Raw genomic sequence first — 14002 nt, 5'->3', positions numbered from 1 at the left:
CCCCCCCCCCCCCCCCCCCCCCCCCCACTGCTATACTATAATAAAATGAAAAATATTTTAATGACAAAGGAGGGGCAAAAATGAAAAAGAAAATGTTGGTGGCTGTGGTGCTGGTAGTCATTGTGGCCGTGGTAGGTGTGTTCTTCTGGTGGCGCAATGCGGCCGGAGCAAAGGAGGACGAAGCCTTCCTCCAATGGATTCGCCCCTTTTATCAGGAAGAACAAGAAAATTACACTTTCCAGGATGCCCAAGGGGCGGATATCACCCAGAAGGTAATGGAGGACACCCAGGACTGGGCCAAGGCGGAAAAATGGGGCGAAGTGCAAAGCTATGTGCTGGAAAACACCGCCAAAGCCTGGCATGAGACGGTGAAGGCCGAAGAGGGCCAGGTGCAGAAAACCGCCGTATTTGCTCAAACTACCGGAGCAGACGGCCCCTGGGTCTTTTTCACTCTGGAAGGCACGGTGTATTATAATGAGGCCACCGGCCTGATCACTTCCCAGGAGCAGGGAAGCCTGAAAGACATCTGGCTGCTGCCCCGGGATGATAAGGCCGTCACGGGTCAATCGGTGACCGGAGATCTTTCCACCGATGAAAAGTCGGCCACTTACACCGGTTATGTGGAAGTGGGAGACAAGGGCAAGTTTTATGGGGAAATGAAAGTGGAAGTCCCCCAAGGCTAAAGAAAAACAAAGGCCTGCCGCAAATTGCGGCAGGCCTTTTTGCTGTTTTGGTTTTAGCGGCTGAGCAGCCCCACATTCACATCTTCGGCAAAGTTTCCGGTCTGATAGAGCACCAGGATCTCGTCGGCGCCGCATTGGGTGGCGTATTCGCTGATGGGAATGCGGTTGTACCGGGGATCGAATACATGGATCTCCTCATAGCTTTCGGCCAGATAGGGCAGCAGACTGTTGGCAAAGGAATCCTTGACCACCAGAAGAGTGCCGTGGGCCTCCGGGTTTTCGTTGCGGATGGTGAGGGCCGGCGGGTTTCCGCCGAAGAACAGGGAGTATTTGTCCTTCTGATCCAGATAGGACCGGTCATAGATGGAAGAAGGCTCCTTGTCCGGCTGCTCCATGGTCAGGCCGGGGAAATCATACCAGGTGATGGTGTCCGGCTCATAAAAGCGCGCTCCCGCCTGACTGTATAGGGTGCCGTAGAAATCCGGCGTCTCCTGCTTGACGGCTTCCAGCTCTTCCTGGGTGAGAATCTCGTCCTCCCGTCCTGCGGCCTTCATGTAGGCTTCATAGGCCAGATAAGCTCCCTTTGTGGTCCAGTGGTGATCGGTGCGGTAATAGATGTATTCCTCCCGGGCGTCCAGAAGAGCCTGGTGAACCGGGATGTTCTCCGCTTGCTGGAGAGCTGCCGCCCGGTCCAGAAGCTGCTGCTGGTCATAGCTGGGGGCGTTTGCAGGCAGCTCATCCTGATAGATATAGGCACTGGTGGGCACCAGCATAAAGCGGGTGGGCAGGCCGGTGTTCTGGGCCAGGGCGTCAACGGCAGTAAAGTTTTGTTCCACCCGGGTTTCATCCGGGGGATCAAACCGGGCGATCAGCCGGTCGCCGGCAAAATAGATGCCGTTGTTTTCCTGCTTGAGCATGGCCCGCTCACAGATGTATTTCATCCCCACCCAGGTGTCCCGCAGAGGGAACTGATCGGTGAGGTAGGTTTCGAAGTCTTGGGTCCACTCGCCGGAGAAAAGGCCCTTCCAGGAGAAATCCGGCCGCTGGGCCAGGGTGCGGTTTTCCATGGGGGAAAACTCCCGGTCAGGCCAGCACAGGTTGAGGACGGCACACACCAGGATAAAAAGGACGAACAGCCCGCACAGGGCAATGGATTGTTTTTTGCTCATAAATCGATCCTCCTAAAAGCGGAAATAGAGGAAGGGGTTATAGGAGGCGTCCACCAGATAGGCGGTGGACAGCAAAAGCCCCAGGAAACACAGCACCATGGCCGCGCCCCACCGATGGGAGGGCTTGAGCCGCAGCCAAAGTTTTTTGCCCAAAGGCATACTGGCCAGGACCAGAATCAGCAGCAACGGCAGGTAAGAACAGAGCCGGTACAGACTGGCGCTGTCCCACAGCCCGTTTCCGCCGCCGAACATGGCGCCGATATAGCCGAAGGCCCGGGAAATGTCCTCATTGGCAAACAGGGCCCAGCTGATGAGCACCAGAAACAGGGTGTAGATATGGCCCAAAGCGGCGGGGGCTTTTTTCAGGATGGAAAGGAGGAAGGCCTTTTCCACCATCAGAAGCACGGCGAAGAACAGACCCCAGCACACATAGTTCCAGGAAGCGCCGTGCCAGATGCCGGTGAGCATCCACACAACGAAGATGTTCCGGTAGGTTTTCAGCAGACCTTTCCGGTTGCCGCCCAGAGGGATATACACATATTCCCGGAACCAGGAGCTGAGGGAAATGTGCCAGCGCCGCCAGAACTCGGTGATGCTCCGGGAGATATAGGGGTAATCAAAGTTGATTTTGAACTCAAAGCCCAGCATCCGGCCTAAGCCGATGGCCATGTCGGAATAGCCGGAGAAGTCAAAATAAATCTGGAAGGCAAAGGCCACAATGCCCAGCCAGGCTCCCAGCACCGACAGGGAAGAGGGGTCCATGGTTTTGTAAACTTCCCACAAAGCGCCGATGTTATTGGCCAGCAGCACCTTTTTGCCCAGGCCGCACACAAAGGTCTGCACACCCTGGGCAAACTGCTCCACGCTTTCCCGGCGCTCCCGCAGCTGATCGTCCACATCCTTATACTTGACAATGGGGCCTGCGATGAGCTGGGGGAACAGGGTGACAAAGGTGCTGAAGGACACAATGTCCTTCTGGGCCCGGGCGTCTCCCCGGTAGACATCGATGGTATAGGACATGGTCTGGAAGGTGTAGAAGGAAATGCCGATGGGCAGACCCAGACCCAGAGGCTCCAAAAAGCTCAGGGCGGGGAAAATGGCCCGGAGATTGGTGACGATAAAGTCATAGTATTTGAAAAAGACCAGAAGCCCCAGGTTGATGATCACCGAACTGGCAACCACTTTCCGGCAGAACCGGTCGTTTTCCCGGTGGCGGGCAATGAGCAGGCCATGGCTGTAATCCACCAAAATGGAAAAGATCATGATGAGAACATAAATGGGCTCGCCCCAACCATAGAAGATCAGGTTGAGAACCAGCAGGGCCAGGTTCCGCCACCGGCGGGGGGTTATGTAATAGATGCCCAGCGTCAGGGGCAAATAGAGAAACAAAAAGAGTATGCTGCTGAAAACCATCGCGCCAACGCTCCTACTTGCATTTTTTCAAAAAAAGATGGGGCCGGCTTCCCCGGCCCGCCGGTCAGAATGCCTTTTCAAAAGCCGCCACGGCCTCGTCGGCCTGGGGCGATACCACATAAAGGATAAAATCCCCTTTTTCCACGGTGCGGCTTTGCTTCACCGTGTCATATACTTCGGGCAGATACTGCTTCCAGGTGCTTTCCAGATCGGCCTGCCGCTTTTCAACGGCACTGCGCACAGCGTCCATGCGCCCCTCTTTCACCTGGGCCACAAAGAATTCGTCGGCCCGCACATTGATTGCGGCAAATTCCCAGGCGTAGGATGTGAGGTCGTCAGGGGAAAGACCGTAGAAGCTTTGCAGCAAAGTTTCATCTCCCGCCTGGAGCATGGGCAGATTTTCTTCTCCCACAGCGGCTTTCATGCTCTCCAGAAGTTGATCGGGGGGTTGGTCGGTACTGCTCTCCTTCTGGGTGCAGCCCCAGAGAGGAAAGGTGAAAAGGGCACAAAGGTAAAGGGCCAGCCATCGTTTCATAAATAAAATCCTTCCTTTTCGTCACAGTATTCTTTTAGACGCAGGCCGAAGGCCGTTTGTTTCTTATTTTGAGAAGGAAAATGGATTTTATGCAAAACGCCCAAAAAAGCGCCCGGAAAATCCGGACGCTTTTTCTGCTTTTTGAGGGATCAATAGGCGATGCCGAAGATCACCATATGTTTGGCAGGCTTGCCGCAGACAGGGCACACATCATCGATGTGCTCCTGCTCAAAGGGGATACAGCGGGAGGGCATGCCGGTTTCGTTTTTGATGACCTCTTCGCAATGCTCGTCGCCGCACCACATGGCCTTGACAAAGCCAACCCGCTTTTGCAGGATGTCCTTCATCTCCTGGATGTTGTGGGCCGGGGTGATGTTGCCTTCCAGGTTGGCCTTGGCCTTTTCGTAAATGGCCTTGGCGAAGTCCTTCAGCATCTGCTGGGTGCTCTCCACCAGATTGTCCAGAGCCACCACGGTCTTTTCCCGGTTGTCACGGCGCACCAGCACGCAGTTGCCGTTTTCAATGTCCCGGGGCCCGATTTCCAGACGGAGGGGCACGCCCTTCATCTCGTACTGGGCATATTTCCAGCCGGGGGATTGGTCGCTGTCGTCCAGCTTGACCCGCAGGCCGGCCTTTTTCAGTGTTTCAGCGATTTCAGCGGCCTTTTCCAGCACGCCGGGCTTGTGGGCGGCCACCGGCACGATGACCACCTGGATGGGAGCGATGGCCGGGGGCAGAACCAGGCCTTCGTTGTCGCCGTGGGTCATGATGATACCGCCGATGAGACGGGTGGAGATGCCCCAGGAGGTCTGATGGACATACTGGAGCTTGTTTTCCTTGTCGGTGTACTGCACGCCGAAGGCTTTGGCAAAACCGTCGCCAAAGTAGTGGGAAGTGCCGCTTTGCAGAGCCTTGCCATCGTGCATCATGGCCTCAATGGTGTAGGTCTCCATGGCGCCGGCAAACTTCTCCCGGTCGGTTTTCCGGCCCTTGATCACCGGCATGCACAGGTATTCGGTGGCCAGCTTTTCATACAGGTCCAGGATGTCCAGGGTTTCCTTCCGGGCATCCTCTTCGGTGGCGTGGGCGGTGTGGCCCTCCTGCCACCAAAATTCCCGGGTGCGCAGGAAGGGGCGGGTGGTCTTTTCCCACCGCACCACGCTGCACCACTGGTTGTACAGCTTGGGCAGGTCACGCCAGGACTGGATGATGTGGGCGTAGTGTTCGCAGAACAGAGTCTCGGAAGTGGGGCGGACGCACAGCCGCTCCTCCAGCTTCTCGCTGCCGCCATGAGTGACCCAGGCCACTTCCGGGGCAAAGCCTTCCACATGGTCCTTTTCCTTGTTCAGCAGGGACTCGGGAATGAAAATGGGCATTGCCACATTTTCATGGCCGGTCTCTTTGATCATGCCGTCAAAGATCTTCTGAATGTTCTCCCAGATGGCCTGGGCATAGGGCCGCATGATAACGCAGCCCCGCATGCTGGAATAGTCGATCAGTTCGGCTTTTTTTACGATGTCGGTATACCACTGGGCGAAATCTTCATCCATGGGGGTGATTTCCCGCACCATTTTTTTGTCGTTTGCCATATTATATCCCTCTTATCGCTCCATAAATTGACGCATATTCGTAAAATGCGTCAATATTATATCAGTATTTTGGAAAAATGGCAAGGGAAAGCCACTATCTCCCCCGGTATTCATGCAAAAGGGAAGCGGAAAGGCCGCTGAGGGCCAGAAGAGCTGCCAGATTGGGCAGGGCCATCAGGCCGCAGCACAGATCGGCCAGCTCCCACATCTTTCCCACATCCATCAAAGCACCCAGAAAAACGCACAGGCACACCCCCAGCCGGTAAGGAGCGATTCCCAGCTTTCCAAAGAGGTACCGGGCATTGGCTGCGCCGAAAAAATACCAGCCCAGAAGGGAAGAGAAGGCAAAAAAGAAGATGCACAGGGCGATAAAGGGTCCGCCCCATTTTCCCAGCACTGCCGAAAAGCCGGCCTGGGTCAGGGCTGCGCCGGTGAGGGAAGCATCGGGGGTGAGGACACCGGTGACCAGGATCACCAGGGCGGTGAGGGTCAGAATGACAAAGGTGTCGATAAAAACCCCCAGCATGGCCACATACCCTTGCTGCACCGGATGCTCCACCCGGGCCACCGCATGGGCATGAGGGGTGGAGCCCACCCCGGCTTCGTGGGAGAAAAGCCCCCGGGCCAGCCCCAGACGCATGATTTTTTTGGCAGTGACGCCCACGACACCTCCGGCCAGGGCCTGGGGAGCAAAGGCGCCCACAAAAATGGAGGAAAGGGCGGGGAGAAGGTTTTCACGGAAGCGGAACAGGACAAATGCAGAGCCCAACATATAAAACAGGGCCATCACAGGCACCAGACGCCCGGTGAGAGCAGCCAGACGGCGGATGCCGCCGGAAAAGGACACAAAGCACAAAAGCGCCACAGCGATGCCGGTATACAGCGGGGGGATGCCAAAAGCGGCCTGAAAGGATTCCCCGATGGCGTTGGACTGAACCATGGCACCTACAAAGCCCATGGAAAACACCACCAGAAAGGCAAAAATCACCGCCAGCAGCCGTCCGCCCAGGCCGGGAAAGGCGGCCTTGATGTAGTAGACCGGTCCGCCGGTGATGGTGCCGTCCACTTTCCGCCGGAATTTCTGGGCCAGTACCGCTTCGCCAAAGGCGGTAGCCATGCCGAAAAAGGCGCTGACCCACATCCAGAACACCGCTCCCGGGCCGCCCACGGCAATGGCCGCTGCGGCCCCCGCCAGATTGCCGGTGCCCACCTGAGCGGCTACAGCGGTCATCAGGGCGCTGAAGGAGCTCATGCCATCCTGGGAGGCCTTCTGGGAAAAGGCTCCCTGGAACACCTGGCGGCAGGCGGGGAAAAAGCCCCGCAGCTGCACAAAGCCGAAGCGGAGCGTGCAAAATACCCCTGCGCCCCCCAGAGCCAAAAGAAGGAAGGGGTCCCATAAAAAGGCGCTGATTTTGTCAAATTGCTGCCAGAACAGATCCATTTTCAGTCCCTCGCTTTTCTGTTTTCTCAGAAAAGACTATGAGAAAATGGAGCAAACTATGAAAAAATCCCCCAAAGGCAGCGCCTTTGGGGGATTGAGGCATCGCACAAGGGGCAGATACCCCTTGTGCGAATTTTTGCAAGGGTCTGCATGCAGCCGATTGGCCGCCTTCAGCGGTCAATCGGCCACACTGGCCCCTTGAAAAGTGCAAAAACCGGCGCACTGGTCGCCGGTTTTTGCAGATTGATGAGGGGTAGGGCAGTCTTTTCTCATCAATCTGCTTTTAACTATCGGAATCTCCCGGAGATTTTATTTCCAGAAGACCGCCGCTTTTTCGAAGAGATATCAGATGGCCCGGGTCTCCACTTCCTTGCCGATCTTCTCCATGAACTCTTCCAGGCTCATCACCTGGGTCTCGCCGGTTTTCCGGCTGCGGACGGCCACCTGGCCGCTTTCCTCTTCCTTGTCGCCCAGCACCAGCATATAGGGGATCTTCTCCAGCTGAGCTTCCCGGATCTTGTAGCCGATCTTTTCGCTGCGGTCGTCCAGCTCGCAGCGCAGGCCCATGGCGGTCAGCTTTTCCATCACCTGAACGGAATACTCGTGGGTCCGGTCGGTGATGGGCAGCACCTTCACCTGCACAGGGGACAGCCAGGTGGGGAAGGCGCCGGCAAAATGCTCGGTGATGACGCCGATGAACCGCTCGATGGAGCCAAGCAGGGCCCGGTGGATCATGACGGGACGATGCTTGTGACCGTCTTCACCCACATATTCCAGGTCAAACCGCTCGGGCATCTGGAAGTCCAGCTGGATGGTGCCGCACTGCCAGGTGCGTCCCAGGGAGTCGGCCAAATGGAAGTCCAGCTTGGGGCCATAGAAGGCGCCGTCGCCGGCGTTGATGACAAACTCCTTGCCCATCTCCTGGATGGCGGCCTGGAGGGTGTCCTCGGCAAAATGCCACACTTCTTCTTCGCCCATGTGGTCTTCCGGCATAGTGGACAGCTCGATGCGGTAGGTCAGGCCAAAGGTGGAATAGATCTCGTCAAACAGCCGCACCACATTCTTGATTTCTTCCTTCATCTGGTCGCGGGTCATGAAGATGTGGGCGTCGTCCTGGGTGAAGCAGCGCACACGGAACAGGCCATGGAGAGCGCCGGACAGCTCGTGACGGTGCACCAAACCCAGCTCGGCCATGCGCAGAGGCAGGTCGCGGTAGGAATGGGGCTGGTTCTTATACACCAGCATGCCGCCGGGGCAGTTCATGGGCTTGACGGCGTAATCCTCTCCGTCGATCTTGGTGGTGTACATATTGTTTTTGTAATGATCCCAGTGGCCCGAACGATGCCACAGCTCCTGGTTGAGGATGATGGGGGTGGAGATCTCCACATAGCCATAGCGCTTGTGGCACTCACGCCAGTAATCCAGCAGAGTGTTTTTCAGCACCATGCCCTTGGGCAGGAAGAAGGGGAAGCCGGGGCCTTCCTCGGTCATCATGAACAGGCCCAGCTCTTTGCCCAGTTTCCGGTGATCCCGCCGCTTGGCTTCTTCGATCTTGGCCAGGTAGGCATCCAGCTCTTCCTTCTTGGGGAAGGCTACGCCATAGATCCGCTGCAGGGTCTGGCGGCTGCTGTCGCCCCGCCAGTAGGCGGCGTTGCAGGCGGTGAGCTTGATGGCGTTGCCCTTGATGCGGCCGGTGGAGTCCACATGGGGGCCGGCGCACAGGTCGGTGAACTCGCCCTGCTTGTAGAAGGAGATCACTTCGTCTTCCGGCAGATCCTGGATCAGCTCCACTTTGTAAGGCTCGCCCTTTTCTTCCATGAAGCGGATGGCCTCTTCCCGGGGCAGCTCGAACCGTTCCAGCTTCAGCTTTTCCTTGCAGATCTTCCGCATCTCGGCTTCCAGCTCAGAGAGCTGATCTTCGGAGAAGGGTTCGGGCATATCAAAGTCATAGTAGAAGCCGTTGTCGATGGCAGGACCGATGGCCAGCTTCACTTCCGGATGCAGCCGCTTCATGGCCTGAGCCAGGATGTGGGAGCAGGTGTGCCAATAGGTCTTGCGGTATTCTTCGTTTTCAAAGGTGTACTGGTTGCTTTGGTTTTCGCTCATGGCAAAATTCCTCCTTTTGCGGGGCGGCGGATATTGGATGAAGAAATAAGAAAAAGCCTCGCCCCTGAAATTTTTCAGGGGTGAGGCTCTGAAAAGTCCCACGGTTCCACCCTGCTTGCGCCAAAGGCGCCGCTTGTGACCTCTGTAACGGGAGGACCCGTCCCGCTTATGTCGCGGGCAGCTCGGAAGTGGTCAGGCCGCAGCCGCCGCAGGATGCTCGCAGCAAAATGCATCCCTCTCTGAACGGTGCTTTGCGGTTTCGTCTTCGTCAAAGCCAATTTGATAAGGACACTATATCACCGGTGAGGAGGCTTGTCAAGGCGGATTTTAGCCCATCAGCAGGGCCATGACGGCCTTCTGGGCATGGAGGCGGTTTTCTGCTTCGTCGAAGATCTCCTGGGCATGGCCTTCGAAGACCTCTTCGGTGATCTCTTCGCCCCGGTGAGCGGGCAGGCAGTGCTGGATCATGCAGTCGGGTTTGGCCACCTTCATCATTTCGCTGTTCACCTGGAAGCCGGCAAAGGCCTGTTCCCGCTGGGCCTTTTCCTGCTCCTGGCCCATGGAGGCCCACACATCAGTGAAGATCACATCGGCGTCCTTGGCCGCTTCCATGGGATCCTGGGTCATAACAAATTTGGCATCGGTCACCGTTTCGGCATAGGCCGGCACATCGGGATGAGGCTGATAGGAAGCGGGGCAGGCGATGGAGATCAGCTCCACGCCGGGATGGGAGGCCAGCCGCTGATGGATCTGCAGGCCGGTGGTGCCCTCCTGACCGTCAATATAGACCAGTGGCTTCATTTGCTTTCCTCTTTGGGGGTGTGCTCTGCGATAAAGGCTTCCAGATTCTCGATTTGGCGGCTGGTTTCCGCCGGGGCGGGGCCGCCGTAGCTTGCGCGCAGGGCCATGCAGTTTTCCAGGTTGAGAGATTGGTAAATATCCTCTTCAAAGAGGGGAGAGGCCTTTTGCAGCTCGGGAAGAGTCAGCTCTTCCAGGGTCTTGTTCTGGGCGGTGCACTGAGCCACAAGCTGGCCCACCAGGGTGTAGGCATCCCGGAAGGGAAGGCCTTTGCGGGTCAGGTAGTCGGCGCAGTCGGTGGCGTTGATGAAGCCGTGGCCGGCGGACCGGCGCATATTCTCCGGCAGCACCTTCATGGTTTCGATCATGGCGGTGAACACCGGCAGGCACATCTCCACCGTGTCCAGTGCGTCAAACACCGGCTCCTTGTCCTCCTGCATATCCTTGTTGTATGCCAGGGGCAGGGATTTCATCACGGTGAGCAAGGTGATCAGGCTGCCGTAGACCCGGCCGGTCTTGCCCCGCACCAGTTCGGCCACATCGGGGTTCTTCTTCTGGGGCATGATGGAAGAGCCGGTGGAATAGGCGTCATCCAGCTCGATGAATTTGAATTCCCAACTGCACCACAGAATAATTTCCTCGGAGAAGCGGGACAGATGCATCATCAGAATGGAAAGGTCACTGAGAAGCTCCAGGGCGTAATCCCGGTCGGAAACCCCGTCCAGGGAGTTTTCCATGGGAGCGGCAAAGCCCAGGGCCTGGGCGGTCTGGTGCCGGTCGATGGGATAGGTGGTGCCCGCCAGAGCGCCGGAGCCCAGAGGACATTCGTCCAATCGCTCAAGGCAGTCTTCCAGCCGGGTCACATCCCGCTTCAGCATGGCCCCATAGGCCAGCAGATGCTGGGCAAAGGAGATGGGCTGTGCTCTTTGCAGATGGGTGTAGCCGGGCATGACGGTGTTTTTGTGCTGGGCAGCTTTCTGACAGATGGCTTTTTCCAACTGGAGAAGCTGGGAGATGACGGTGGGGATATGCCGGCGGACAAAAAGGCGGAAGTCCAGCGCCACCTGATCGTTCCGGGAGCGGCCGGTGTGCAGGCGTTTGCCTGCCTGGCCGATCTGCTCGGTCAGCCGGGATTCGATGTTCATGTGGATGTCTTCCTGATCCAGCCGGAACTCCATCTCGCCTTTTTCAATGTCCAGAAGGATCTGCGTAAGGCCCTTTTGGATGGCTTCATTGTCCTCCTCTGTGATAATGCCCTGTTTGGCCAGCATGGCGGCGTGGGCCTGGCTGCCCTGGATGTCTTCTTTGTAAAGGCGCTGGTCAAAGGGGATGGAGGCATTGAGGGCGTCCACCAGCGCATCGGTGTCCTTGCCGAATCTTCCGGACCAAAGTTTCATGTTGTTTCCCTTTCTTCTTTTCAGTAAGAGGGCGGGGCGAAGAAAATTTCTCCGCCCCGCGTGAACTTTTTCAGATGGTTGGGCCGATGGTTTACAGCTTGCCCTGATCCCGCAGTGCCAGGACGGTGTCGGGCAGACCCCACAGGTTGATAAAGCCGGTGGCGTTGGTCTGATCGTAGCTGCTCTCTTCGAAGGTCACCAGATCCTCGGAATACAGGCTGTAAGGAGAGGTGATGGAAGAGGTGATGATATTGCCCTTATAGAGCTTGAGCTTGACGGTGCCGGTGACATATTCCTGGCTCTTTGTCACAAAAGCGCTGAGGGCTTCCCGCAGGGGGGAGAACCATTTGCCGTTGTAGAGCAGGTCGGCAAAGTCCACCGCCAGCTTGGTCTTCATGTGAGCGGTATCCTTGTCCAGGGTGATCATTTCCAGCAGCTGATGAGCCTTATAAAGGATGGTGCCGCCGGGGGTCTCATAGACGCCTCTGTCCTTCATGCCAACCAGCCGGTTTTCCACGATGTCCAGCAGGCCGATGCCGTTTTCGCCGCCCAGCTTGTTCAGCTTGCGGATCACATCGCTGGCCTTCATCTTTTCGCCGTCCACGGCCACGGGCACGCCCTTTTCAAAATCAATGGTCACATAGGTGGCCTTGTCGGGAGCGGCCAGAGGGCTGACGCCCATCTCCAGGAAGCCGGGCTTTTCGTACTGGGGCTCGTTGGCGGGATCTTCCAGATCCAGGCCTTCGTGGCTCAGGTGCCACAGGTTCTTATCTTTGGAATAGTTGGTTTCGCGGCTGATCTTCAGGGGCACATTGTGCTTTTCGGCATAGTCGATCTCTTCGTCTCTGCCCTTGATGTCCCACTCACGCCAGGGAGCGATGATGGGCATATCCGGTGCAAAACGCTTGATGGCCAGCTCAAAACGCACCTGGTCGTTGCCCTTGCCGGTGCAGCCATGGCAGATGGCGTCGGCATTTTCCTTCTTGGCGATCTCCACCAGGCGTTTGCCGATGATGGGCCGGGCGAAAGCGGTGCCCAGCAGATACTGCTCATAGCTGGCGCCCATCTGCATGGAGGGGATGATCACATCGTCCACCATTTCATCGGTGAGATCTTCGATATACAGCTTGGAAGCGCCGGTCTTGATGGCCTTTTCCTCCAGGCCTTCCAGCTCGTCGTTCTGTCCCACATCACCGGCCACGGCGATGATTTCCGGATTGTTGTAGTTTTCTTTCAGCCAGGGAATGATGATAGAAGTGTCCAGGCCGCCGGAATAGGCCAGCACGATTTTTTTGATCTTGCTCTTATCCATGAGTAAAACCTCCGTTTGCTTGTTGACGATGGCTTGATTATACAATCATATGCATGAATATTCAATATGCAGATTACACAAGACAGACGGAGATTTTTAGGAAATTTGTATATTATATCAACATAGCAATTAAATATTCATGGTGCACCCCATTGAAAAAGGGAATATAATAGGCTCCAAAGGAGGGGATCATGTGATGATTGCCGATCTGCACATCCATTCCCGCTATAGTCGGGCCACAAGCCGTGAGGCCGATCTGGAGCATCTGGATCTGTGGGCCCGGAAGAAGGGGATCGGCCTTTTGGGGACGGGAGACTTTACCCACCCGGCCTGGCAGCAGGAAATGAGGGAAAAGCTGGAGCCTGCTGAAGAAGGGCTTTATGTGCTGAAAAAGCCCTACCGTTTGCTGGATGAGGGAGAAAGCCCCCGGTTTGTGGTCACTGGGGAAATCAGCTCCGTTTATAAAAGGGACGGAAAGACCCGGAAGGTCCACAATCTGCTGCTTTTGCCTTCTTTGGAAAAGGGGGAGCAGCTTTCGGAGAAACTTTCCCGGGTGGGGAACCTGCATGCCGACGGCCGGCCCATTCTCAAACTGGACAGTGAGGATCTGCTGGGGATGCTGCTGGACACGGATGCGGAGGGAGAACTGATCCCTGCCCATATCTGGACGCCCCATTATTCCATGTTCGGGGCTTTTTCGGCTTTTTCCACTCTGGAAGAGTGCTTCGGAGATCTGGCAGGGCATATCCACGGCATAGAGACCGGCCTGTCCTCCGACCCGCCTATGAATGCCGGTGTGCCCGCTCTCCGGGGGCTGCGGCTCATTTCCAACTCCGATGCCCATTCCCCGGGAAAACTGGGGAGGGAGGCCAGTCTCCTGGAGATCGACCTGTCTTATCAGAATTTGCTGGAAGCCATCCGCCAGGGAGAAGAAAAGGGATGGCGGGGCACCATTGAATTTTTTCCCCAGGAGGGCAAATACCATTGGGACGGCCATCGGGTCTGCAGGGTGTCCATGCCGCCGGAGGAAGGGGAAATGCGGGGCAACCTTTGCCCGGTGTGCGGCAAAAAGATGACGGTGGGGGTGTGCCATCGGGTGCTGGAGCTGTCCGGCGATGGAAAAACAGAGACTGCTCCCTATGAGAGCCTGGCTCCCTTGCCCGAGACCATTGCCGCCTCTTTGCATGTGGGGGTCTCGTCGGTGAAAGTGAAGCGGCTGTATGAAAGTCTGCTTTGCCAGCTGGGGCCAGAGTTTTTTGTTTTGCGTCAGGCCAGGATAGCGGATGTGGAGAAAGTGGCCGGGGCCTGCGTGGCCCAGGGGCTTTGCAATCTGAGAGAGGGAAAGGTATGCTGGGAGCCGGGATATGACGGGGTCTATGGCAGACTTCACCTCCTCACAGAGCAGGAACGAAAAGAGATGAAATAAAAATAAAAAAGAACTGCCCGGAGGTGAAGTGACCCCAAAAAGTTAGACAATATTTCTATCAAAAATTGTTCAAGCAGCTGAAAGGGCTTGTTGTCTGTGAATTGCAGGCGGCAAGCCCTTTAGCTTTGCTTTG

Annotated in this window: 11 protein-coding genes; 2 read left to right on the top strand and 9 right to left on the bottom strand. The window is 56.6% G+C overall.

Annotated features, from left to right (window positions below; translation table 11 throughout):
* The first annotated feature begins 80 nt into the window (after positions 1-80).
* Complete coding sequence (locus H6A25_RS12190) at positions 81-683, top strand: hypothetical protein (RefSeq protein WP_204752394.1); 603 nt, start codon at positions 81-83, stop codon at positions 681-683.
* A gap of 53 nt (positions 684-736) precedes the next feature.
* Here H6A25_RS12190 and H6A25_RS12185 read toward each other — a convergent pair whose 3' ends face one another.
* From H6A25_RS12185 to H6A25_RS12145, 9 genes are all read right to left on the bottom strand, one after another.
* The gene (locus tag H6A25_RS12185; protein ID WP_204752393.1) at positions 737-1852 is read right to left on the bottom strand and encodes a DHHW family protein; all 1116 of its coding nucleotides are present in this window, start codon (positions 1850-1852) and stop codon (positions 737-739) included.
* Between the two features lie 12 nt (positions 1853-1864).
* Positions 1865-3265 carry an MBOAT family O-acyltransferase gene (locus tag H6A25_RS12180; protein WP_204752392.1) on the bottom strand — a complete coding sequence of 467 codons (1401 nt, stop codon included), beginning with the start codon at positions 3263-3265 and terminating at the stop codon, positions 1865-1867.
* Positions 3266-3329: 64 nt separating this feature from the next.
* On the bottom strand, positions 3330-3800 hold the full coding sequence (locus H6A25_RS12175; RefSeq protein ID WP_204752391.1) for a DUF4358 domain-containing protein: 471 nt from the start codon (positions 3798-3800) through the stop codon (positions 3330-3332).
* A 149-nt stretch (positions 3801-3949) separates the two neighbouring features.
* Positions 3950-5389 carry a proline--tRNA ligase gene (gene proS / locus H6A25_RS12170; protein WP_204752390.1) on the bottom strand — a complete coding sequence of 480 codons (1440 nt, stop codon included), beginning with the start codon at positions 5387-5389 and terminating at the stop codon, positions 3950-3952.
* A 94-nt stretch (positions 5390-5483) separates the two neighbouring features.
* Positions 5484-6830 carry an alanine/glycine:cation symporter family protein gene (locus tag H6A25_RS12165; RefSeq protein WP_204752389.1) on the bottom strand — a complete coding sequence of 449 codons (1347 nt, stop codon included), beginning with the start codon at positions 6828-6830 and terminating at the stop codon, positions 5484-5486.
* A gap of 345 nt (positions 6831-7175) precedes the next feature.
* The gene (gene thrS / locus H6A25_RS12160; RefSeq protein ID WP_204752388.1) at positions 7176-8936 is read right to left on the bottom strand and encodes a threonine--tRNA ligase; all 1761 of its coding nucleotides are present in this window, start codon (positions 8934-8936) and stop codon (positions 7176-7178) included.
* Positions 8937-9263: 327 nt separating this feature from the next.
* On the bottom strand, positions 9264-9737 hold the full coding sequence (locus H6A25_RS12155; RefSeq protein WP_204752387.1) for a hypothetical protein: 474 nt from the start codon (positions 9735-9737) through the stop codon (positions 9264-9266).
* Positions 9734-11131, bottom strand: coding sequence for an argininosuccinate lyase (gene argH / locus H6A25_RS12150; protein ID WP_204752386.1), 1398 nt, complete (start codon positions 11129-11131; stop codon positions 9734-9736). The genes H6A25_RS12155 and argH overlap by 4 nt, the downstream gene beginning before the upstream one ends.
* Before the next feature lie 91 nt (positions 11132-11222).
* Positions 11223-12443 (bottom strand): argininosuccinate synthase, encoded by a 1221-nt coding sequence (locus tag H6A25_RS12145; protein WP_204752385.1) that lies wholly within the window; start codon positions 12441-12443, stop codon positions 11223-11225.
* Positions 12444-12639: 196 nt separating this feature from the next.
* Here H6A25_RS12145 and H6A25_RS12140 point away from each other — a divergent pair, with 196 nt between their 5' ends.
* Entirely contained in the window at positions 12640-13869 is a 1230-nt protein-coding gene (locus H6A25_RS12140; protein WP_243423367.1) for an endonuclease Q family protein, read from the top strand.
* The last annotated feature ends 133 nt before the right edge of the window (positions 13870-14002 follow it).

Origin of the sequence: Intestinimonas butyriciproducens, from assembly GCF_016901775.1 — a bacterium.
In the GTDB taxonomy this organism is placed as follows: domain Bacteria; phylum Bacillota; class Clostridia; order Oscillospirales; family Butyricicoccaceae; genus Pseudobutyricicoccus.
The sequence above is the reverse complement of the archived record's forward strand: the minus strand, read 5'-3'. Positions and strand labels throughout refer to the sequence as shown.

Excerpts from the sequence above, each read along its gene's own strand:
- H6A25_RS12190 (WP_204752394.1), top strand. The coding sequence starts at position 81 with ATGAAAAAGAAAATGTTGGTGGCTGTGGTGCTGGTAGTCATTGTGGCC.
- H6A25_RS12185 (WP_204752393.1), bottom strand. The coding sequence starts at position 1,852 with ATGAGCAAAAAACAATCCATTGCCCTGTGCGGGCTGTTCGTCCTTTTT.
- H6A25_RS12180 (WP_204752392.1), bottom strand. The coding sequence starts at position 3,265 with ATGGTTTTCAGCAGCATACTCTTTTTGTTTCTCTATTTGCCCCTGACG.
- H6A25_RS12175 (WP_204752391.1), bottom strand. The coding sequence starts at position 3,800 with ATGAAACGATGGCTGGCCCTTTACCTTTGTGCCCTTTTCACCTTTCCT.
- proS (WP_204752390.1), bottom strand. The coding sequence starts at position 5,389 with ATGGCAAACGACAAAAAAATGGTGCGGGAAATCACCCCCATGGATGAA.
- H6A25_RS12165 (WP_204752389.1), bottom strand. The coding sequence starts at position 6,830 with ATGGATCTGTTCTGGCAGCAATTTGACAAAATCAGCGCCTTTTTATGG.
- thrS (WP_204752388.1), bottom strand. The coding sequence starts at position 8,936 with ATGAGCGAAAACCAAAGCAACCAGTACACCTTTGAAAACGAAGAATAC.
- H6A25_RS12155 (WP_204752387.1), bottom strand. The coding sequence starts at position 9,737 with ATGAAGCCACTGGTCTATATTGACGGTCAGGAGGGCACCACCGGCCTG.
- argH (WP_204752386.1), bottom strand. The coding sequence starts at position 11,131 with ATGAAACTTTGGTCCGGAAGATTCGGCAAGGACACCGATGCGCTGGTG.
- H6A25_RS12145 (WP_204752385.1), bottom strand. The coding sequence starts at position 12,443 with ATGGATAAGAGCAAGATCAAAAAAATCGTGCTGGCCTATTCCGGCGGC.
- H6A25_RS12140 (WP_243423367.1), top strand. The coding sequence starts at position 12,640 with ATGATTGCCGATCTGCACATCCATTCCCGCTATAGTCGGGCCACAAGC.